Origin of the sequence: Microvirgula sp. AG722 (assembly GCF_003269145.1) — a bacterium.
In the GTDB taxonomy this organism is placed as follows: Bacteria; Pseudomonadota; Gammaproteobacteria; order Burkholderiales; family Aquaspirillaceae; genus Microvirgula; species Microvirgula aerodenitrificans.
The window spans coordinates 18,088-38,006 of the sequence record NZ_QLTJ01000004.1; the positions used below are offsets into that span (position 1 = coordinate 18,088).

General features: G+C 65.6%; 21 protein-coding genes and 5 tRNA genes. 9 read left to right on the plus strand and 17 right to left on the minus strand.

The genetic code is table 11. The annotated features are described in order from the left end of the window. The first annotated feature begins 73 nt into the window (after positions 1-73). Positions 74-1,006: a DNA-binding transcriptional activator PunR gene (gene punR / locus DFO50_RS07825; protein ID WP_199489773.1), complete on the plus strand. Its 933-nt coding sequence runs from the start codon at positions 74-76 to the stop codon at positions 1,004-1,006. Between the two features lie 9 nt (positions 1,007-1,015). Here punR and DFO50_RS07830 read toward each other — a convergent pair whose 3' ends face one another. From DFO50_RS07830 to DFO50_RS07840, 3 genes are all read right to left on the minus strand, one after another. Then, entirely contained in the window at positions 1,016-3,424 is a 2,409-nt protein-coding gene (locus tag DFO50_RS07830) for a TonB-dependent siderophore receptor (RefSeq protein WP_084300389.1), read from the minus strand. A gap of 79 nt (positions 3,425-3,503) precedes the next feature. Beyond that, on the minus strand, positions 3,504-4,523 hold the full coding sequence (locus tag DFO50_RS07835) for a FecR family protein (protein WP_051529077.1): 1,020 nt from the start codon (positions 4,521-4,523) through the stop codon (positions 3,504-3,506). A gap of 8 nt (positions 4,524-4,531) precedes the next feature. Next, positions 4,532-5,008, minus strand: coding sequence for a sigma factor-like helix-turn-helix DNA-binding protein (locus DFO50_RS07840; protein ID WP_028500524.1), 477 nt, complete (start codon positions 5,006-5,008; stop codon positions 4,532-4,534). Positions 5,009-5,449: 441 nt separating this feature from the next. On the opposite strand from DFO50_RS07840, the gene DFO50_RS07845 reads away from it, so the two are divergent. The 8 genes from DFO50_RS07845 to DFO50_RS07880 all read left to right on the plus strand — a co-directional run bounded on the left by DFO50_RS07845 (position 5,450) and on the right by DFO50_RS07880 (position 9,251). Next, positions 5,450-7,009 (plus strand): sensor domain-containing diguanylate cyclase, encoded by a 1,560-nt coding sequence (locus DFO50_RS07845; protein WP_028500525.1) that lies wholly within the window; start codon positions 5,450-5,452, stop codon positions 7,007-7,009. Positions 7,010-7,370: 361 nt separating this feature from the next. Then, a tRNA-Arg gene (locus DFO50_RS07850) sits at positions 7,371-7,447 on the plus strand. A gap of 3 nt (positions 7,448-7,450) precedes the next feature. Next, positions 7,451-7,526: transfer RNA gene (locus DFO50_RS07855), tRNA-Glu, on the plus strand. 21 nt (positions 7,527-7,547) lie between these two features. Then, a tRNA-Arg gene (locus tag DFO50_RS07860) sits at positions 7,548-7,624 on the plus strand. Position 7,625: 1 nt separating this feature from the next. Continuing rightward, positions 7,626-7,701 (plus strand) — tRNA-Glu (locus DFO50_RS07865). Positions 7,702-7,996: 295 nt separating this feature from the next. Beyond that, positions 7,997-8,073 (plus strand) — tRNA-Arg (locus tag DFO50_RS07870). Positions 8,074-8,205: 132 nt separating this feature from the next. Continuing rightward, positions 8,206-8,856 (plus strand): fumarylacetoacetate hydrolase family protein, encoded by a 651-nt coding sequence (locus DFO50_RS07875; RefSeq protein WP_112692296.1) that lies wholly within the window; start codon positions 8,206-8,208, stop codon positions 8,854-8,856. Beyond that, positions 8,856-9,251 (plus strand): RNA-binding S4 domain-containing protein, encoded by a 396-nt coding sequence (locus DFO50_RS07880; RefSeq protein ID WP_028500527.1) that lies wholly within the window; start codon positions 8,856-8,858, stop codon positions 9,249-9,251. Before DFO50_RS07875 ends, DFO50_RS07880 begins: the two co-directional genes overlap by 1 nt. On the opposite strand, the gene DFO50_RS07885 is transcribed toward DFO50_RS07880, so the two are convergent. The 14 genes from DFO50_RS07885 to DFO50_RS07950 all read right to left on the minus strand — a co-directional run bounded on the left by DFO50_RS07885 (position 9,233) and on the right by DFO50_RS07950 (position 19,911). Further along, the gene (locus DFO50_RS07885) at positions 9,233-10,630 is read right to left on the minus strand and encodes an NAD(P)H-hydrate dehydratase (protein WP_158537418.1); all 1,398 of its coding nucleotides are present in this window, start codon (positions 10,628-10,630) and stop codon (positions 9,233-9,235) included. The genes DFO50_RS07880 and DFO50_RS07885 overlap by 19 nt on opposite strands. Before the next feature lies 1 nt (position 10,631). Further along, entirely contained in the window at positions 10,632-11,276 is a 645-nt protein-coding gene (locus DFO50_RS07890) for a flavin prenyltransferase UbiX (protein WP_028500528.1), read from the minus strand. Next, positions 11,273-11,794 carry a Gx transporter family protein gene (locus DFO50_RS07895; RefSeq protein WP_036386976.1) on the minus strand — a complete coding sequence of 174 codons (522 nt, stop codon included), beginning with the start codon at positions 11,792-11,794 and terminating at the stop codon, positions 11,273-11,275. Before DFO50_RS07895 ends, DFO50_RS07890 begins: the two co-directional genes overlap by 4 nt. Beyond that, a complete protein-coding gene (locus DFO50_RS07900) occupies positions 11,784-12,149 on the minus strand; it encodes a NusG domain II-containing protein (protein ID WP_028500530.1) in 366 nt (121 codons plus the stop codon). The genes DFO50_RS07895 and DFO50_RS07900 overlap by 11 nt, the downstream gene beginning before the upstream one ends. Continuing rightward, complete coding sequence (gene rapZ / locus DFO50_RS07905) at positions 12,146-12,991, minus strand: RNase adapter RapZ (RefSeq protein ID WP_107889547.1); 846 nt, start codon at positions 12,989-12,991, stop codon at positions 12,146-12,148. Before rapZ ends, DFO50_RS07900 begins: the two co-directional genes overlap by 4 nt. Beyond that, entirely contained in the window at positions 12,972-13,928 is a 957-nt protein-coding gene (gene hprK / locus DFO50_RS07910; RefSeq protein WP_028500532.1) for an HPr(Ser) kinase/phosphatase, read from the minus strand. Before hprK ends, rapZ begins: the two co-directional genes overlap by 20 nt. Beyond that, complete coding sequence (ptsN, locus tag DFO50_RS07915; protein ID WP_028500533.1) at positions 13,921-14,388, minus strand: PTS IIA-like nitrogen regulatory protein PtsN; 468 nt, start codon at positions 14,386-14,388, stop codon at positions 13,921-13,923. Before ptsN ends, hprK begins: the two co-directional genes overlap by 8 nt. A 265-nt stretch (positions 14,389-14,653) precedes the next feature. Beyond that, positions 14,654-14,992: a ribosome hibernation-promoting factor, HPF/YfiA family gene (gene hpf / locus DFO50_RS07920; protein WP_028500534.1), complete on the minus strand. Its 339-nt coding sequence runs from the start codon at positions 14,990-14,992 to the stop codon at positions 14,654-14,656. A gap of 70 nt (positions 14,993-15,062) precedes the next feature. Continuing rightward, a complete protein-coding gene (locus DFO50_RS07925; protein WP_028500535.1) occupies positions 15,063-16,508 on the minus strand; it encodes an RNA polymerase factor sigma-54 in 1,446 nt (481 codons plus the stop codon). A 9-nt stretch (positions 16,509-16,517) separates the two neighbouring features. Beyond that, on the minus strand, positions 16,518-17,252 hold the full coding sequence (gene lptB, locus DFO50_RS07930; protein ID WP_028500536.1) for an LPS export ABC transporter ATP-binding protein: 735 nt from the start codon (positions 17,250-17,252) through the stop codon (positions 16,518-16,520). Continuing rightward, on the minus strand, positions 17,249-17,818 hold the full coding sequence (lptA, locus tag DFO50_RS07935; RefSeq protein ID WP_028500537.1) for a lipopolysaccharide transport periplasmic protein LptA: 570 nt from the start codon (positions 17,816-17,818) through the stop codon (positions 17,249-17,251). Before lptA ends, lptB begins: the two co-directional genes overlap by 4 nt. Next, positions 17,796-18,383 (minus strand): LPS export ABC transporter periplasmic protein LptC, encoded by a 588-nt coding sequence (gene lptC / locus DFO50_RS07940; protein ID WP_028500538.1) that lies wholly within the window; start codon positions 18,381-18,383, stop codon positions 17,796-17,798. Before lptC ends, lptA begins: the two co-directional genes overlap by 23 nt. A gap of 3 nt (positions 18,384-18,386) precedes the next feature. After that, positions 18,387-18,914 carry an HAD family hydrolase gene (locus DFO50_RS07945; protein ID WP_028500539.1) on the minus strand — a complete coding sequence of 176 codons (528 nt, stop codon included), beginning with the start codon at positions 18,912-18,914 and terminating at the stop codon, positions 18,387-18,389. Positions 18,915-18,927: 13 nt separating this feature from the next. Then, positions 18,928-19,911: an SIS domain-containing protein gene (locus DFO50_RS07950; protein ID WP_028500540.1), complete on the minus strand. Its 984-nt coding sequence runs from the start codon at positions 19,909-19,911 to the stop codon at positions 18,928-18,930. Positions 19,912-19,919: the final 8 nt, after the last annotated feature.

A 19,919-nucleotide genomic window follows, 5' to 3' on the forward strand; every position in this document is an offset into this window, starting at 1 on the left:
GCAGCGGTCAGGTCTTTTTTTAATTTATTCGGGTGGATGCCATGACGTGAAGCGCTAATATTTGCCGTGCTGGATGAAAAAAATTGAAGGCAAGGGCATGTGGTCGGAATATTCACTTGATGTGGTCGACGCCGTGGCGCGCACCGGCAGTTTCAGTGCGGCCGCGCAGGAGCTGAACCGGGTGCCGTCAGCCGTCAGCTATACCGTGCGCCAGCTGGAGCAATGGCTGGCGGTGCCGCTGTTCGAGCGGCGGCACCGGGATGTGACACTGACCGAGGCCGGAGCGCTGTTCGTGCGCGAGGCGCGAGCGGTCAGCCGGACGATGCTCGCCACCCGGCGCCAGTGCCAGCAGGTCGCCAACGGCTGGCGCGGGCAACTGAATATCGCGGTGGACAATATCGTCAAACCGCAGCGCAGCCGGCAGATGGTCGTCGATTTCTATCGCCAGTTCCCGGATGTCGAACTTCACGTCCGGCCTGAGGTGTTCAATGGCGTCTGGGATGCGCTGGCCGACGGGCGCGCCGACATCGCCATCGGCGCCACGCGTGCCGTGCCGGTGGCCGGCAGCTTTGCCTTTCGCGATATGGGCTTCATGAACTGGCTGTGCGTGGTCAGCCCGCGGCATCCGCTGGCCGCGCTGACCGGGCCGCTGGATGACGACCTGCTGCGCCCCTGTCCGGCACTGTGTCTGGAGGACACCTCGCGCAGCCTGCCGAAGCGGGAGGCCTGGATGCTGGACAACCAGCGCCGGCTGGTGGTGCCGGACTGGGCCTCCGCGCTGGACTGCCTGTGCGACGGCCTGTGCGTCGGCATGGTGCCGGCGCACCGGGCCGTGCCGCTGGTCGCGGCGGGGAAGCTGGTTGCGCTGTCGCTGCAGCGTCCGTACCCCCCCAGCCCCTGCTGCCTGACCTGGGCGCAGAATACCCCGTCGCCGGCGATGGCGTGGCTGCTCGACTATCTGGGCGACAGCACGACGCTGAACCTGGAGTGGTTCAGCGAGACCTGAGCCGGTGACTCAGAAGACATAGCGGGCGGTCAGCATGGCATTGCGCGGATCGCCATAGCTGTCGGTCGGTCCCCAGGTCACATCGGAGCCCACGGCTTTGTAGTAGGTCTTGTCGAACACATTGTTGATGTTCAGCTGCAGGTCCAGATGGCGGTTGACCCGGTAGCCGAGCATCAGGTCTGCCACGGCATAGGCTTTCTGCTCATTGCGGAAGTCCACGCCCTCGTAACTGCCTTCGTTGAAGATGTCGCTCTGCCAGTACAGGGTGCCGCCGACCCGCCACTGGCTCAGGTCGCCGGGCAGGGTGTAGACGGTGGACAGCTTGAACAGGTTCTGTGGCATGTCGGGGTTGAAGCGCTTGCCCTCGTTGGCCGGATCGCTGTCGCGGATATAGTTGGCCCGGGTGTAGGTGTAGCCGGCGCTGAGTTGCCAGCCGGGGGTCAGCGCGCCCTGGATTTCCACATCGATGCCGCGACTGCGCACCAGGCCCGAAGCCTGGTAGCAGGACGTGGCGGGAAAGGTCGGGCACAGGCTCTGGTCGCTGTTCAGCCGCGCCCGGTTCTTCTGCTCGATCTGGAACAGCGCCACGGCGGCATTCAGCGCGCCGCCGAAATACTCGCCCTTGATGCCGATTTCGTAGTTCTCGCCGACGATCGGATCGAGAATCCTGCCGCTGGTGTCCTTCGAGGTCTGCGGCGTGAAAATGTCGGTATAGCTGGCATAGACCGAATGCCGGCGGTCGAGGTCGTAGATCAGGCCGGCATAGCGGGTCAGGTTGCGGGTGACCTTGTAGTCGCTGGCCTCGGACCTGCCCTCATAGTCGTACCAGTCGAGGCGGGCGCCGAGGATCAGCTTCAGCGGGTCGGCCAGGCTCAGGCGCGTGCCCAGATAGACGCCTTCCTGGGTCGTGACCTCGTGCGAGGTGTCGGTATAGACGAAATGGGGCTTCGGCACGCTGTGCGGGTCCCAGCTGAACGGGTCGACATGCTGGCTGATCATGCCGTTGCCACTGTAGTTGTCCGTGGCCAGCCGGGTCTGGCGCCGGCTGATGCCGCCCATCAGCTCATGCGAGCGTCCCAGCAGCGCAAACGGGCCGCTGGCATACAGATCGTAGCTGGACTGGTCCTCGTCGTGGCCGGACTGATAGGCGTTGTGGCCGAGGTCGGTGGGGCTGGAACGGACCAGATAGGTGCCGGAGAACACGGCGTCCTGCCAGGCCTGCATCGCGGCCAGCCGCACGCTCCAGTCATTGTCGAACTGATGCCTGAACTCGCCGAAGACGGTCGTGATCTTCTGCTCCTTGCGTTCCCAGGCATTGCCGGGGAAGGTCGAACGCGGCAGGTTCATGTGGCCGCCGGTCACGGTCAGCGGCAGGCCGCCCCAGAAATTGTTGGTGGAATCCTTCTGGTACGAGGCACCGACCGTCAGCAGGGTCCGTTCGCCGAGATCGGCCTCGCCGACGGCGTAGAACAGACCGTGGTCGTAGGCTTCCACATCGCGGAAGGTATGGGCGTCCTGCCATGAACCGACCACCCGCGCACGGACGGTGCCGTTTTCATTCAGGCTGCCGGACGCGTCGATTTCGCCCCGGTAGTTGTCCCAGCTGCCGACGCTGCCGGTCAGGCTGAGCTTCGGTGCCGCCGTCGGGCGCTTGCGTACCAGATTGATGGCGGCCGACGGCGTGCCGCTGCCACTGACCAGACCGGTGGCACCACGCACGATTTCCACCCGGTCGAACATCGCCATATTGGCCTGGGCGCCGACGATCCAGCCCTGGTAGCTGGACGGCAGCCCGTCGTACATCACATTGTCGACACTGAAGCCGCGGGCGCTGAAATCGGGCCGGCCCGGCCCGTTGCTGGTGCTGAGAAACAGGCCCGGGGCATTGCGGACCACATCGGTGATGCTGGTCATCGCCTGATCGTTCAGTTGCTGCCGGGTCATGACCGTGACCGCCTGCGGCGTTTCCCGGATCGACAGCGGCAAGCGGGTGGCGGTGCTCATCGAGCCGGTGGTGTAGGAGCCCTTGCCTTCGGTGACGGCACTGCGGCCGGTACTGGCCGAGACCGTGACTTCCGGCAGGGCGACCTCACCGGCGCGGTCGCCGCTGTGGACCGAAATGCCGGTGCCGGCCGGTGTGGCCAGCAGTCCGCTGCCGGCCAGTGCCTGGCGCAGGGCCTCGCCCAGCGTCATCGTGCCCTGCAGGGCCGGGGCGCGCCGGCCGGCGATCAGTGCGGCGTCGACCGAGATGGCGGTACCGGACTGCCTGGCCAGCGCATTCAGGGTCTGGCCGAGCGGCTGCGCAGGCAACGACAGGGTCTGTCGGCCGGAAAGGGCCGGGGAGGCATCGGCCGCGGCTGCAAACGGTGCAGCCAGGACCGCCAGCGTGACGGCGGCCAGGGAAAATCCACGGGGCATGTCGGAACGTCCTTGTGATGGGTTTGCCGTGAGGACGAACGGGAGCGCCATGACCGGACAATTATTTTGTCACCGGCCCTCAGCGTCGGGCCTGGATCCGGACCGGGCCGTCCGGGCTGCGGACGACCCGCACCGGCAGGATGCGCGGCAGGGCATCCAGAAAGGCCGCCGGGCGGGCGAGCGGGAAACTGCCGGTCAGGCGCAGGCCGGCCAGTGCCGCATCCCGTTCCAGCACCAGCGGCGTGGCCAGATAGTCGTTCCAGCGTTCGACCGCGACCGACAGCGGCTGCGCATCGAATACCAGCCAGCCCTGGCGCCAGGCGCCGACGTCGTCCGGTGAGACATGGCCGCTGCGCAGGCCGGCATGGTCGATATCGGCACTGTCACCTGCCGTCAGCGCGATGTCGGGCGACAGGGCGACGGTGCCTTCCCGGGTGGCGCTGCGTCGCCATACGCCGACCCGCCCGCTGGCGACGGCGACCCGCATGCCGGTCTGGCGAACGGCGACCGAGAACACGGTGCCGAACACCTGCACCCGGCCCCAGTCGGTTACGACAATGAAGGGCCGCTCGGGGTCGGGGCGGACATCGAAACGGATCTCGCCGTGCGCCAGCAGGACTTCGCGCCGGTCCCGGTAGTACAGGACCCGCGCTTCGGTGCGGGCGGCCAGCGCCAGCTGGCTGCCATCGGCCAGCAGACTGCTGCCGATCTGGCCCTGACCGGTTCGCAGGCTCAGTTGCTGCAGCGGCTGGGCCCGGTACCAGTGGCCGAGACCCCCGGTTGCCAGGCCCAGTCCAGCCAGACCGAGCACGCTTATCAGCCGGCGGCGGGTCAGGGTCTGCGCGCCGGTGCGGACCGGTGGCAGGGCAAGGGCACCGCGCAGGGAACCGGCTTCGGTCGCCTGCCACGCCTGCTGCGCGGCGCGGAACGCGGCCTCGTGGCAGGGGTCGGCCTGCCGCCATTGCTGCTGGGCCTGGTGACAGGCCTCGGCCTGGGCCGGGTCGCCGCCGTGCTGGCGGGCGATCAGCAGCAGCGCGTGCTCGAACAGGCGCTGCGCGGTCTGGCGTTCACGGCGGCAATCGGTTTCAGGACGGGGCATGGTGTGGTTCAGGCTGTGCGCAGCGTGGCGAGATCGAACAGATCGCAAACGGCCCGCACGATGTGTTTCTCGATGGCGGCCACGGTGGTGGCAAGGTGGAGGGCGGATTCGGCATGGCTGAAGCCGTAGATGCGAACCAGGATGAACGCTTCCCGCCGCTTGCGCGGCATGACCGCCAGCCGGGCGGCAAGGCGGCGGCATTGCTGGCGGGCATCGGCCTCGCGCTCCGGCGACGGGGCGCTGTCGGCACTGATCAGCCCCAGCGTGTCGAGCATGCGCTGCTCGGCCTGCCGGGCGCGGGCGTCATCGATCACGATGTTCTTGCCGATGCGGTACAGCAGCGCGCGCAGGTCGAGCACTGCCTCCGGCTGGCGCATGGCCAGCACCCGGGAATAGCTTTCCTGAACCACATCCGCCGCCGCATCGCGGTCACGCAGGGAACGGGAGAAGAAATTGACGAGTTCCAGGTAGTGGCGCGCAGTCATGAAGGGGCAGGAGGTCCGTGGCAAAACGTCACAAATGCAAACAAGAATCGTTATTATTTCAGTTGCATGAATATTTGTCGACCGCCATCGTGCGTGACACCCCTCCCAGTCAGACCACCACTGCAGGCGTTTTGTCGCCGCCGGTCTGTGCCGGGGCGGGAATATGACCAGCAGCTGTGTGTTGATTCTTCAAGTTATTTTCATTTTCTCCCTGCGGGAAAATGAATGTGGGCCATGATGAAAGGGAATGGAATGCACAGTGTTTCATTAGTGTTTCTTTACTCCCGATTCTCCCGGACTTACCCTGTTCCCGTAGATTGACCGGCCACGCATTGCCGATCCGGAATATCGGGTTTCCCTGGAATCCGGAATGTACACTTGGCGAATGTGTTGTTACCAAGTCATGCGCAGCCCATGGCTTCTCTACGTGATAATGACGCCATGATAAAGATTACCCTCCGCCAGCTGATATTGCTGCTTGCCCTGAGCATGGCGTTATTGACGCTGGGTTATACGCTGTATGCCAGTTACCAGACCCAGCGTGATCTGCTGATACAGCTGGAGCTGGAAAAAAATTATGCGTATGCGACCAAGCTGGCCAGCAGCACGGATAATTTTCTGGCTGCGGCCCAGCAGCAGCTGGCATTCAGCGCCAATCTGCTGCCACCGCTGATGGCGCATCCGGCATCGCTGGTGGCGGAAACCGAGCGCCTGAAGCGGCAGACCAACAGTTTCAATTCGGTCGTGGTCATCCGGCCGGACGGGCACATCCTGGCGTCTTCACCGGCGTCGCTGCACCTGACTGGCACCTGGCTGGACAGTGCCGGCTTTCGCGAAGCCCTGGCCAAGCGCAAACCACTGATTTCTCCGCCGTATATTGCCAGCACCGGCCGGCTGGTCATTTTCATCTCCCATCCGCTCTTTGCCCGTAACGGACGCTACCTCGGCTATCTGGGAGGGACGATTTATCTGCACGAACAGAATATCCTGCAGTCCCTGCTGGGCGAAAACCATTATCGCGATGGTTCCTATCTGTATGTCGTTGATAATAAAAGGCGGCTGATCTATCACCGCGATACCGCGCGGGTCGGAACGGTGGTGAACGGAAATCCGGCCATCGAGGCGGTGATTGCCGGCAAGGCAGGCAGTCAGCGGCTGATCAACTCCCGCCATGTCGACATGCTTGCCGGCTATGCGCCAATGCATCTTACCCAGTGGGGCATTGTTGCCCAGCGCCCCACGGCGGATACCCTGGACGGGCTGAATGCGCTGATGCTGAGCATCATCCGCCATGCGGCGCCGTTCTTCCTGCTGTCGGTGCTCGGGGTGTGGTGGATCTCGCGGGTCATTGCCCAGCCGCTGTCCAGGCTGGCCGCCACTGCCAGGGACTGGGATTCGCCAGCGGCGACCGAGGAAATCAATCAGGTCCGGGCCTGGTATGACGAAGCCGACAAGCTCAAGCGGGCGGTGCTGGCCGGGCTGGGCCGGATCAACCAGAAACTGGGCCGGCTCAATGTGGAGAACGTTACCGATGAACTGACCGGGCTGATCAATCGTCGCGGCATGCAGGCGACGCTGGCGCAATGGCAGGCCGAACTACGGCCGTTTGCAGTGATCGCCATGGATATCGACCACTTCAAGTGGGTCAATGACCGGCACGGGCATGATGTGGGCGATCTGGTGCTGCAGTACCTGGCCCGGCAGATGTGCGAGGGCTCGCGCAGTGATGACCAGGTCTGTCGCAGCGGGGGCGAAGAGTTCTGCATGCTGCTGCCCGGTTGCAGCCTGGACATGGCGATCCAGATCGCCGAGCGCCTGCGCGAACGCATTGCTGCTACCAACTGTCCGACCGGGGAACCGGTCACCCTGTCGCTTGGCGTTGCCCACTGGCCGGGCAGTGCCGGAACCGTGACGGCCGTGTTGAAGGCGGCGGACGAGGCGCTGTATCTGGCCAAGCACAACGGGCGCAACCGGGTGGAAATGGCCGCGGCGGAAAAGTGAGCCGGTGAACCGAAGCCAGGGCCGGTCGCGGTTCTTTCGTGGTGGCCGGCATTGTGCGCAAACTCGTCCATCGTGCTGCATCGTCGGGGAATGAATGGCATGCGCCGGCTGGAGAAACCTGGAAACGGATCAATGGTTTGGCGGTTTTGCCGTGGTGGCGGTCCTGGCGTCTCCGGCGGCAGCCAATGACGAACGGGTGAATCCTGCCTGTGACGACGGTGGAAAAGTTGCGATCAGGGTGTTGACGCGTTACCGGTTTATGTACATAATTCGCCTCCTTGATCGCCGACGAAGGCAACGGAGACGGACCGGTCAGGAAATTGACAAGCGGCGGGGGCAACCCTGTCATTGCCAAAACAGCGCACCCGTAGCTCAGTTGGATAGAGTATCTGGCTACGAACCAGAGGGTCGGGCGTTCGAATCGCTCCGGGTGCGCCAGATGTCCCCATCGTCTAGAGGCCTAGGACACCGCCCTTTCACGGCGACGACCGGGGTTCGACTCCCCGTGGGGACGCCATAGTATCAAAGTGTGACACACGCACCCGTAGCTCAGTTGGATAGAGTATCTGGCTACGAACCAGAGGGTCGGGCGTTCGAATCGCTCCGGGTGCGCCATGTCCCCATCGTCTAGAGGCCTAGGACACCGCCCTTTCACGGCGACGACCGGGGTTCGACTCCCCGTGGGGACGCCAATTCAGGCGGCCGCTTCTTCTTTCGAGGAAGCGGCCGTTTTCACGTTCCGGCTTGCCCCGCTGCCCGGGCACGATCTGCCGGGAATAAGATAAAGCTGCATTCAATCAAGCTGTTGCTGATGCAGATCACAGCATTTTTACCGGAAAACCCCTGCAGTTTCCGAATTTCAAGCTTGCAGAGGGTTAGCCACTATGGCATAGTTTCACCACTCCACGACGAGACGCGGCCATGCCGGTTTCGGGTCCGGCCTGCCGGACTGATCGCTGGAGTCGTCGCTGAAAAAGTGTGACATGCGCACCCGTAGCTCAGTTGGATAGAGTATCTGGCTACGAACCAGAGGGTCGGGCGTTCGAATCGCTCCGGGTGCGCCATCCGTCTCCATCAGTTCCGGATTTGAAAAGGCCGCTTCGTCAGAAGCGGCCTTTTCGCGTCCGCTCACTGGTCCGGGCGGCATGTCTGCGCTACGCTGTGCGCGTATTCCTTTTCTCCGAACGATCATTGTCATGACGACTGTTTCCCTTGCCGGCCGCGAGCACGCGGTGGCCAATATTTTCTGCATCGGTCGCAATTATGCGGCGCACGCGTCCGAGCTCGGCAATGCCGTCGAAACCGACGAACCGCTGGTGTTTCTGAAACCGACCTCGTCGCTGCTACGTGAACCCGATCCGGTCCGGTTGCCGGTCTGGTCGGACGATATTCACCACGAATGCGAACTGGTACTGCTGGTCGGCCGCGATGCGCGTGACCTGGCGCCGGCGGAGGCGATGTCGGCGATCGCCGGCTATGGCATCGGGCTCGACCTGACGGCCCGCGACGTGCAGGCGGCGATGAAAGCCAAAGGCCAGCCGTGGACCAAGTCCAAGGGCTTTCCGGGGGCCTCCTGCGTGTCTGCCTTCGTTGCGGCCGGGCAGGTGGCGGCGGAGCGCTTCACCTTCTCGCTGCAGGTCAATGGCGAGACGCGCCAGCATGGCGACACGGCGCTGATGCTGTTTCCGCTACCGGTGATTGTCAGCTATCTGTCGACCCAATACGGGCTGACCGCCGGCGACCTGATCTATACCGGCACGCCGGAAGGCGTGGCACGCATTGCGGCCGGTGATCGCCTCGTGCTGACGCTGGACGGTGTGGTGTCGGCCGGCTTCGGGGTGATCTGATGGCGGATGCGCAAACCGGCCGGATCCGGCTGGACAAATGGCTGTGGGCGAGCCGCTTCTACAAGACGCGGGGGCTGGCGCAGGCGGCCATTGATGCCGGTCACGTCAGCCTGAACGGCGATCGTGCCAAACCGGCCCATGCAGTCAAGGTGGGCGACCGGGTCGGCCTGCGGCTGAATCAGCTCGAATATGCGCTGACCATTCGCGCCGTGTCCGACAAGCGCGGTTCGGCGACCATTGCGCGCGAGCTGTATGAGGAATCGGCGGAAAGCATTGCCCGGCGCGAGGAGCGCCTGCTGCAGCTGAAGGCCGAGCACGCGACTTTCCCGTACAGCGAGGGGCGACCGACCAAGAAGGCGCGTCGCGAGATCGATCGCTACCGGCGCGTCGACTGAGCCACGATACTGCCCGCGGTCTGGCCGTGCAGCCATGCGCCGTGACGGGCCGCCTGGCCGGCGCTCAGCCCCTGCGCCAGCAGGGCGGCGATCATGCCGGTCAGCGTATCGCCCTGGCCGGCCTGCGCCAGGCCCGGGTGTCCGGTCGGGTTGACGGTAAAGAAGCCGTCCGGCCCGGCCACCAGCGTGCCGCAGCCCTTCAGCAGCGCGACCGCGTTCAGACGGCTGGCCAACTGGCGGACGGCGGCGATCCGGTCGGACTGTACCGCTTCGGTGCTGGTGCCCAGCAGTCGCGCTGCTTCGGCCGGGTGCGGGGTGATCACGGTTGCGGCGCCCCGGGTCCGGCACAGGTCGGCCAGGCCGGCATCGGCGGCGATCAGGTTCAGGGCGTCGGCGTCGAGCACCAGCGGTCCGCCGCGCTGCAGCGTGTCCCGCAGCAATTGCGCTGCCGCCGGCGACTGACCGAGCCCGGGGCCGATCGCCACGACCGTGACATCGGTGTGGGCGATGGCGCGGGGGGCATCGTCGAGCATCAGTTCCGGGTATAGCGGGTCGACCGCCAGTGCCGGCTCCAGCAGCCCGATCCTGACCTTGCCGGCGCCGGTGCGCAGTGCTGCGCGCGCAGCCAGCAGGGCGGCGCCGGTCATGCCGGTCGCGCCGCCAAGCACGGCGACACAGCCGAAGCTGCCCTTGTGGGCATTCTGTTTTCGTGCCAGCCGGTGCGTAATGTCGTCGTCGGGCTGGTAGCAGGCGCCGTCGGCTGCCGGCCACCAGGCGGGCGGGATGTCCAGTGTGGCCAGATGCACGTCGCCGGCCTGGTCCGGGCCGTCATGGGTCAGCAGGCCGGGCTTGTCGGCAAGAAAGGTCAGGGTTTCGGTGGCGGCCACGGCGCAGCCGGTCACCCGGCCGCTCCAGGCGTCGAGTCCGGACGGCACATCGAGCGCCAGCCGGTGGCCGGAGATGCCGTTCAGCCAGTCGATGGCCGCACAGGCGGCCGCGTCGGGCGCGCGGCGCAGACCGATGCCGAACAGGCCGTCCAGTGCCAGCGCCGGTGCGGTGCGTGGCGCGACAACCAGGGTGACGCCGGCGGCCATGGCCTGGGCATGGGCACGCCGCGCGTCGTCGGTTGCCGGCTCGCCAAGCGGCAGCCAGGCATCGACACGATGGCCGCGTGCGGCCAGCCGGGCGGCGGCCAGCAGGGCATCGCCGCCATTGTTGCCGCGTCCGGCCAGCGCCAGGATCGGCTCACCGCGCACGATCCGTTGCTCGACCCGGTCGGCGATGGCGCCGGCCGCACGATCCATCAGCGGCATGCCGGCCTGCCCGGCGAGGGTTTCGATATGGCGCAGCGTGGCAAGCGTGTGGATCGGGCGGTTCATGTCAGTCTCCGGGGGCAGGCGGTGTTGCGGCAGGATCGGCCTCGCCCCAGCGCGCATGCAGCTGGTGCGGCACGCGCAACTGGTCGAGGATGCGGGCGACCACGAAGTCGACCAGGTCGTCGACCGTCTGCGGATGGGTGTAAAAGCCCGGCGATGGCGGCAGGATGATCGCGCCGGCGCGGGCCAGGCTCAGCATGTTTTCCAGATGGATGACCGAGAACGGCGTTTCGCGCGGCACCAGGATCAGCGGGCGGCGCTCTTTCAGGCTGACGTCGGCGGCGCGTTCGATCAGGTTGTCGGACAGCCCGTGGGCGATGGCTGCCAGCGTGCCCATCGAGCACGGGCAGACCACCATCGCATCGGACGGATTCGAGCCGCTGGCGACCGGGGCGAACCATTCGTCGCGACCATAGACCGCCAGCTGGCCGTCTGCGGCGTGAAAGCGGGCGGCAAGGTCGCGCTGGACCCCGGCCGGGCGGGACGGCAGGGTCCAGCCCATTTCCTGCCGGGCGACGATTTGTGCCGCCTGTGAATACAGCAGCCGGACGTGGACGCCGGCCTGCAGCAGGGTGTCGAGCAGGCGCAGCCCGTACGGCAGGCCGGAGGCACCGGTCAGGGCCAGAGTAACAGTGGCGGGAGGGGTCATTGGGGGCGTGAAGCGAGCAGTCGGGTGGTCATGATACCGTTCAGCGTGCCGGTGACGAAGGCGGCGGCGGCAAACAGCGGGACGAAATAGCCGAGGCCGTTGCTCGGAATCAGCCAGAGTCTGGCCAGCAGCAGCTGGCCGCCGATATGGCAGAACGCGGCAATCAGCGACAGGGTGACAGGGCCGAACAGGCGGCGGGGCAGGCGATGGGCGAGCGCCAGCCCGAGCAGGCTGGCCGCCCCCCCGGCCGCGCTGAGGAAGAAGCCCGGGGTGAACAGGCTGCCGAGCAGCAGCGCGGCAGCGAAAATGCGCAGGACGCTGACAGCGATGGCGGCGCGCAGGCCGAGCCGTTCCAGTGCCAGCAGGGTGACAATATTGGCAAAACCGGGCTTGATGCCGGGCAGCGGCGTCGGAATGCCGGCGTCGAACAGCGCCAGCACGATGGCCAGCGCGGCCAGCCGCGCCAGACGACGATCGGCCGGCAGGGCGTGCAGCTCGATGACGCGCTCAGTAGCCAAGGCTGTCGTACTCCTGTTGCCGGCGCAGGACTTCAATGCTGGTCCGGTTCGGCAGGCAGATCGCCATTTCGCCAGGGCGGGACAGCCAGCCGTGGCGCACGCAGTACTGGCGCGGGCTGGGATCGGTGGCGATGCGGGCACGCCCGTTGCGAACTTCGACCACGGTGGTGCCAAGCGGGCCGGGCACTGACAGGGTGCGGTTCAGCCGCAACGGCAGGTCTTCGACCACCCGGCCGTCGGCGCGCACGCGCAGGGTCTCGCCGATGCCGTCACGCCAGAAGTGCAGGGCGCTGGCGACGACCAGCGCCGCGCCGAGCAGCAGCGCAAGCGCGTCGCCGGCGCGGAGTGGAATCATGCTTCGTCGAGTTCGCGATGGCGGACCAGTACCGTCTGCTCGCCCTGGCGCAGGCGGGCGGCGAGGCGTTCGCCGAGATAGACCGAGCGGTGCTGGCCGCCGGTGCAGCCGATGGCGACGGTCAGGTAATTGCGGTTGTCGAGACGGAAGGCCGGCAGCCAGCGTTCGATCAGCCCGGCGATGTCGTCCTCCATCTGGCCGACTTGCGGCTCGGCGGCAAGAAAGGCAGCTACCGGGGCATCGCGGCCGGTCATCGGCCGCAGCTCCGGGTCGTAGTACGGGTTTGGCAGACAGCGGGTATCGAACACGAAATCGGCGTCGAGCGGCACGCCATGCTTGAAGCCGAACGACTGGATGATCAGCACCAGCGAGCCGATGTCGAGCGACACGAAGGTACGCACATAACGGCGCAGCTGGTTGGCGGACAGGTCGCTGGTGTCGATGCGATGGCCGAGCTCGGCGACATCGCCCAGCATCTGCCGCTCCTGGGCCACGGATTCGGGAATGGTCAGCGCGCAGCCGGACAGCGGGTGGCGGCGGCGGGTTTCGGAAAAGCGGCGGATCAGGGTATCGGTCTGCGCGTCGAGGAACAGCACGCGGACGTCGTCACCGCTGGCGCGCAGCGTGTCCAGCGCCGCCGGCAGCGCACCGAGTGCGGCCGCGGAGCGGGTATCGACGCTGATGGCGACATGGTCGTAGCCGAACGGGCGCACCTGCTCGACCACGCTGGTCAGCAGGCTGGCCGGCAGGTTGTCGATGCAATAGAAACCGCTGTCCTCGAGCATGCGCAAGGCGATGCTCTTGCCCGAGCCGGACAGTCCGCTAATCAGGATCAGCTGCATTTTCCTGCTCCCTCAACATGCGCGTCTGCCGTTCGATGAAGTCGCGCGTGCTGTCGATGCCCCTGAGCTGGAGAATGTAATTGCGAACGGCGGTTTCGACCAGCACGCCCAGGTTGCGACCGGCAGCCACCGGAATGGTGACCTTGCGGATTTTGACGTTCAGGACTTCCTGCGTTTCCGACTGGATGGCCAGCCGGTCGATGTCCTGCATGATCTGGTCGGTGGCCTTGACCAGATGGATGATCAGTTTGAGGATCTTTTTCGGCCGGATGGCGGTTTCGCCAAACACCGTGCGGATATTGAGGATGCCGAGGCCGCGCACTTCAAGGAAATCGCGCAGCATGTCCGGGCAGCGTCCTTCCAGGGTTTCCGGGCCGATGCGGAACAGGTCGACCGCGTCGTCGGCCACCAGGCCGTGGCCGCGGGAAATCAGTTCCAGTGCCAGTTCGCTCTTGCCCATCGCGCTGTCGCCGGTAATCAGCACGCCGACCTCGAGCACGTCGAGGAACACGCCGTGCAGCACGGTGGACACCGCCAGGACTCGCGCCAGGTAGATGCGCATCACGTCCATCAGGTACGGCGAGGCCTGGCTCGAGGCGATCAGCGGCACGCGCTGGTGTTCGCAGGCGGCCTTCAGTGCGGCCGGAACCGGCTGGCCGTTGGCGACGATGATGGCCGACATCGGCAGCCGGAACAGCTGCTCCAGCGCTTCGCGGGCCGCGTCCTGTCCCAGCTGGTTCAGGTAGTCGCATTCGGCGACGCCGAGCACCTGCAGGCTGTTCGGGTGGATCAGGTTCAGGTGGCCGACCAGGGCCAGGGTTGGCCGCTGGTCGTCGGTGCCGATCAGGTTGTCGATGCCGGACGAGCCGGCGACCCAGTTCAGATTGAGTTTCTGCCGGTTGTCCTGATAAAGCTTCCTGACCGTGATGCTAGGCATGGCTGTCCTGCTGGGTGGTCAGAAGCTGGAACAGGGTCTGGGCATCCGGTGCGGCGGCCAGCGCTTCGCGCAGCTGGCGGCGGCTGAACATCTGTGCGAGTTCCGACAGTACCTGCAGATGCAGGTCGGTTGCCTGCTCGGGCACCAGCAGCACGAACAGCAGGCTGACCGGCTTGCCATCGGGCGAGTCGAACGGAATCGGGGATTTCAGGCGGATGAAGCAGCCGGCGACGTCCTTGAGCCCCTTGGCGCGACCGTGCGGGATGGCAACCCCGTGACCGAGTCCGGTGGAGCCGAGTTTTTCCCGGGCGAACAGGCTGTCGAAAACGGTGCTGCGGGCAATGCCGTAGGCGTTCTCGAACAGGATGCCGACATGCTCGAACACGCGTTTCTTGCTGCTGACGTCGAGATCGACGAGCAGGTGGTCGGTGCTGGGCAGGATCTTTGCGATCAGACTCATGGTCGTCAACGAGTACGAGTAATCAAAACGGGGCCATTCTAGCCGGTTACGGCGGGAGCGTCTGCCGCATTAGTGGGCACCCCGGCCGGTCTGCACCAGCAAAGGGCGGACCGGCAGCGGAATGCCTGTGCCGGCACCCCTCCGGGCGCGAGGGCCCGCAATCAAACGGGGGGACTGCCGTTTCCGGCAGTCCCCCCCTTTCAGTCAGGCCTGAGCCAGCGGCACGACGACCGCGGGCGCTTGCCCTTGTGAGTCTTCTTCAGGCTCAGGCTTCGGAGCCGGCGGACAGCTCCTGTGCCTTGTGCGCCTTGTCCGAGAAGTGATCCGTACTCTTCTCCTTGTGCTTCAGCACCTGTCTGTCCAGCTTGTCTGCAACCAGGTCGATGGCCGCATACATGTCGGCTGCGACTTCCTCGACGTGGATGTCCTTGCCCTTCAGGTGAACGTCGACCGTCACTTTCTGGTCGAGTTTCTCGACCGAGAGGGCGACGTTGACGGCAATGACGTTATCGACGTGGCGGGTGATGCGGTCGATTTTTTCCGACAGGTAGTCGCGCAGGCTCGGAGTGACTTCGAGATGGACGCCGGTGATGTTCAGGTTCATACCCTAACTCCTTCTGGTGGGCTGGCGTATCCATGTTGCTGGATACGCAGGGGGCGCGCCTTGACGCGCGTTAAATCGTTTTCCGCTGGTTTACCGGTGGTATCAGCAATGCCTCGCGATACTTGGCGACGGTGCGGCGGGCAACCTGGATGCCCTCGTCACCGAGCCGTTCGGCCAGCACGCTGTCCGACAGCGGTTTGTGCGGGTCTTCGTCGGCAATCAGCTTGCGCAACCGCGCCTTGATGGCGGTAGCCGAGCATTCGCCGCCGGAATCGGTGTCCAGCGCCGTGCCGAAGAAGTACTTGAGTTCGAACACGCCACGCGGACAGATCAGATACTTGCTGCTGGTCACGCGGGAGATGGTCGACTCGTGCAATCCCAATTCGTCGGCGACGTCGCGCAGCACCATGGGGCGCATTGCGACTTCACCCTGATCAAAGAACGCCTGCTGTCGCTCGACGATGACCTGCGACACCCTGAGTATAGTGTCGGCCCGCTGTTCGATGTTGCGGATCAGCCACTTGGCTTCCTGCAGCCGGCCGGACAATTGTCCGGCCTCGCCGCGGTGCCGGCTGAGCATCTGCGCGTACAGCTGATTTACTTTCAATTTGGGCTGAGTCGCAGGATTCAAGAGGGGCAGCCAGATTCCGTTGCGATCGCGACGGACCAGCACGTCGGCCATTACGTAGTGGGTGTCGCCGCTGCCGAAACCGGCGGCCGGACGCGGGTTCAGCGAGGCGATCAGCGCCTGGGCCTGCCGGATCGATTCGTCGTCGGCGCCGGTGGCGCGGCGCAGCCGGGTGAAGTCGCGGTTGGCGAGCAGCGGCAGGTGGTGGCGGACGATGTCCTGCGCCAGCGGCCTGGCCGGCGACTCGGGCCGGGCCGCCAGTTGCAGCAGCAGCGATTCGGTCAGATCGCGCGAGGCGACACCGGCCGGCTCGAACTGCTGGACCAGGGTCAGCGCCACGGTCAGCTCGTCGGGATCGATCTCCAGTTCCGCCGGCAGATGGACGGCAAGCTCTTCCAGCGGGCAGGGCAGGTAGCCGTCGTCGTCCAGTTCCTCGATGATGACCATCGCCATTGCCCGGTCGCGGACCGACAGCGGCAGCTCGGCCAGCTGCGCCAGCAGATGCTCGCGCAGCGTGGTGGCCCGGGTCAGGTTCTGGTGCGGGTCCCAGTCGTCGTCTTCGTCGCTGCCGTTGCGGCCGTAGCTGGACCAGTCGTTGACCAGGTTCAGGTCGGTGGCGCTGTCGTCGTTGCCGCCGGCCCCGTCCTGCTGCTGCGGTGGCTCACGCGGCTCGTCATGGCCGTTGATGGCAATCTCGCCGGCATCGCTGACTTCCGCGCCGTTTTCGTCACGGCCCTCGTCGCGCTCCAGCAGCGGATTGTCGGCGATGAACTGTTCCACTTCCTGTTGCAAGTCCAGCGTCGAGAGCTGCAGCAGCCGGATCGACTGTTGCAGTTGGGGCGTAAGGGTCAGTTGCTGACCCAGCTTGAGCTGGAGGCTTTGCTTCATGGCCGCTGTCTAGAGGTGGAAATGCTCGCCCAGGTAGACGCGGCGGACATTTTCGTCCTCGACCAGCGCCTGGGGCTTGCCGGCGGCAAGTACGCTGCCGGCATTGATAATGTAAGCCCGATCGCAGATGCGCAGGGTTTCGCGAACATTGTGATCGGTGATCAGTACGCCGATGCCGCGCTCCTTCAGGTAGGAGATGATCTTCTGGATATCGATGACGGCAATCGGGTCAACGCCGGCAAACGGTTCGTCCAGCAGGATGAAACGCGGGCGCATGGCCAGCGCGCGGGCGATTTCCACCCGGCGGCGCTCGCCGCCGGACAGCGACAGCGCCGGGTTGTCGCGCAGGTGGGCGATGTTCAGATCGTCGAGCAGCAGCTCCAGTTCTTCCTGGATCTTCGCCCCTTTCAGTCCGGTCAGCTCAAGCACGGCGAGAATGTTTTCCTCGACCGTGAGCTTGCGGAAGATCGAGGCTTCCTGCGGCAGATAGCCGATGCCGAGCCGGGCACGCTGGTGGATGGCCAGATGGCTGGCATCGATATCGTCGATATGGATGTCGCCGGCATCGGCCGGCACCAGGCCGACGATCATGTAGAAACTGGTGGTCTTGCCGGCGCCGTTCGGACCGAGCAGACCGACGACCTCGCCGCTGTTGATTTCCAGCGAGACGTCCTGGACCACCGTGCGCTTCTTGTAGCGCTTCTGCAGGTGGCGGACGCTGAGGCGACTGGTGGCTTGCGTCATTTATTGGCGCCTTCCTTCTTTTCACGCGGCTGGATCACCACGGTGACACGGCCCTTGCCGCCCTTCATTGCCTGGCCATGGGCATCGCTGCGGGTGCCGGTGGCCTGGAATTGCTGGGTCTTGCCGTCGTAGATGATCACATTGCCGGTGACGACGTCGCCACCGCGCTGAACTCTGCCGTTGTCATAGATTGTAACCAGTTGCTTGGCGTTGTCGTAGTCAATGCGCTGGCCCTTGCCGTTGATCCACTCGACCTTGCCGTCGCTGTCAGGGTCGAGGCGCTGGCGGAAGGTGGCCGGGTTGCCGATGGCGGTGCCGTACTGGTTGCCGGCCTTGTCCTGGTTCACCGTCAGTTTGGCGGCGGTCAGCTTCGATGTGCCCTGGGTCAGGATCACATTGCCTTCGTAGACGGTCACGCCCTTCTGCTGGTCGAGACTGGCCTGGTCGGCTTCGATATTGATCGGTTTGCTGCGGTCGGCCTTTTCGGCATGGGCGGCGAGGGCGCTGCAGACGATCAGGGCACCTGCGGCGAGGCGGAAGGAATTATTCGGATTTCGGCGGAGCATAAGTCATCCTGACGCGCGATTTGAGTTTGTATTGTTGGGTGGCATCGGCGTAGTGGAAACCCACCGAGTCAATGCGGTTGCCGCCTTCGACGTAGATTGCCGGCGCCAGGGTGTCGGCGGTGCGCTTGCGCGTATCGACGGTCAAGCGGGTGGTGTCCAGCGTGGCCGGCAGCGGATGCTGCGCCGAAGGCTCTCGCCGGGCGCGGACCTTGCCGTCGAGGAAGGCGATGCCGGTATCGTTGTTGTACAGGCCGCTGGTGGTAAAGATCGACAGATCCTTCCGTCCCAGGCTGTACTGTTCCAGCGTCGAGTCGGTAAAGAATACCCGCTTGTCTTCCGGATATTGCCACATGGATTTGCCGAAGGCGTGGCGGTCGATGCGGCCATTGGCGTCGAAGCTGGTGCCGACAAAGTCGGACGCCATGTACTCGACCGTACCTCGGTTGACCGGGTCGCGGCCGGCCGGCAGCATCGACAGCAGGTATTCCAGCCACAGCGTCAGCAGGATCAGGATCACGGCCAGCAGCAGCGGGAACAGGCGCGAGGCATTGCGGAGAGCGAACATGGCTCAGTCTTCCAGGTACGGCGCGAGCGCCGCGTCCAGCGTGCCCTGGGCCTGCATGATCAGTTCACAGACTTCGCGCACCGCGCCGTGGCCGCCATGGCGACCGGTCACGTAGTGGGCGTGGCTGCGCACGATATCGGGTGCGGCCGGCACCGCGACGGCGAAGCCGACCTGGCGCATGACCGGCAGGTCGACCACGTCGTCACCGACATAGGCACAGGCGGCCGCGTCGAGCCCGGTTCTGGCCAGCAGATCGGCGAATGCGGCGCGCTTGCCTTCCGACCCCATGTACAGGTGATCGATGCCGAGCGCGCGCGCGCGATGCTCGGTGGCGCCGGAGGCGCGGCCGGTGATGATGGCAAGGGCGACGCCGCTTTTCTGCAGCATCTTCAGGCCGTGGCCGTCGAGGGTGTTGAATGCCTTGATTTCCTCGCCGGCCGGCGTGAAATACAGCTGGCCGTCGGTCAGGACGCCGTCGACGTCGAGGATCAGCAGGCGGACGGGAACTGCGAGTGCATGGACAGTGTGCATAGTCAGTATCGTGTTACACCACACCGGCGCGGAACAGATCGTGCATGTTCAGCGCGCCAGCCAGTTTGCCGTTCGTGTCGAGCACGAGCAGGCCGTTGATCTTGTTGGCCTCCATGACCTTGACCGCTTCGGCCGCGAGCCGGTCGGCAGCAATGGTCTTGGCGGCCGGCTGCATGACCGTGCCGACCGGGGTGGCGAGGAAATCCGCCTGACCGGCATCGATCAGCCGGCGCAGGTCGCCGTCGGTAAAGATGCCGCGCAGCGTGCCGTCCGCGTCGGCGATGGCGGTCATGCCCAGCCCCTTGCGGCTGATTTCCAGCAGCGCATCGCGCAGGCTGGCGTCCGGTGCGACCACGGGCAGCGCATCACCGCCGTGCATCACGTCCGAAACATGGACCAGCAAACGCCGGCCCAGGCTGCCGCCCGGATGCGACAGCGCAAAATCCTCGGCACGGAAATTCCGCGCATCGAGCAGCGTCAGTGCCAGCGCGTCGCCGAGCGCCAGCGCGGCGGTGGTGCTGGCGGTCGGTGCCAGACCGAGCGGTCCGGCCTCGTGTTCGATGGCCGCGTCCAGATGGATGTCCGATTCGCGGGCCAGCGTCGACGTGTCGCGGCCGGTCATGCCGATCAGGGTGACGCCCTTGCGGCGGATGGCCGGCAGCAGGGCGATCAGCTCACCGGATTCGCCCGAGTAGGACAGGGCGATCACCACGTCGCCGGCGGCAATCATGCCGAGGTCGCCGTGGGCGGCTTCGGCCGGGTGGACGAAGAATGCCGGCGTGCCGGTCGATGCCAGCGTGGCGGCAATCTTGCGCGCGATATGGCCGGACTTGCCCATGCCGGTCACGATGACCCGGCCACGGCAGGCGAGCACCGCGTCGACGGCGGCAAGAAAGCTGCCGTTCAGGCGTGCGGACACGCCCTCGATGGCTTGAGCTTCGGTGGCGAGAACATCGCGGGCAAGGGCGAGGCGATGGGCGGACAGGGATGCATTCATGTCAGGTC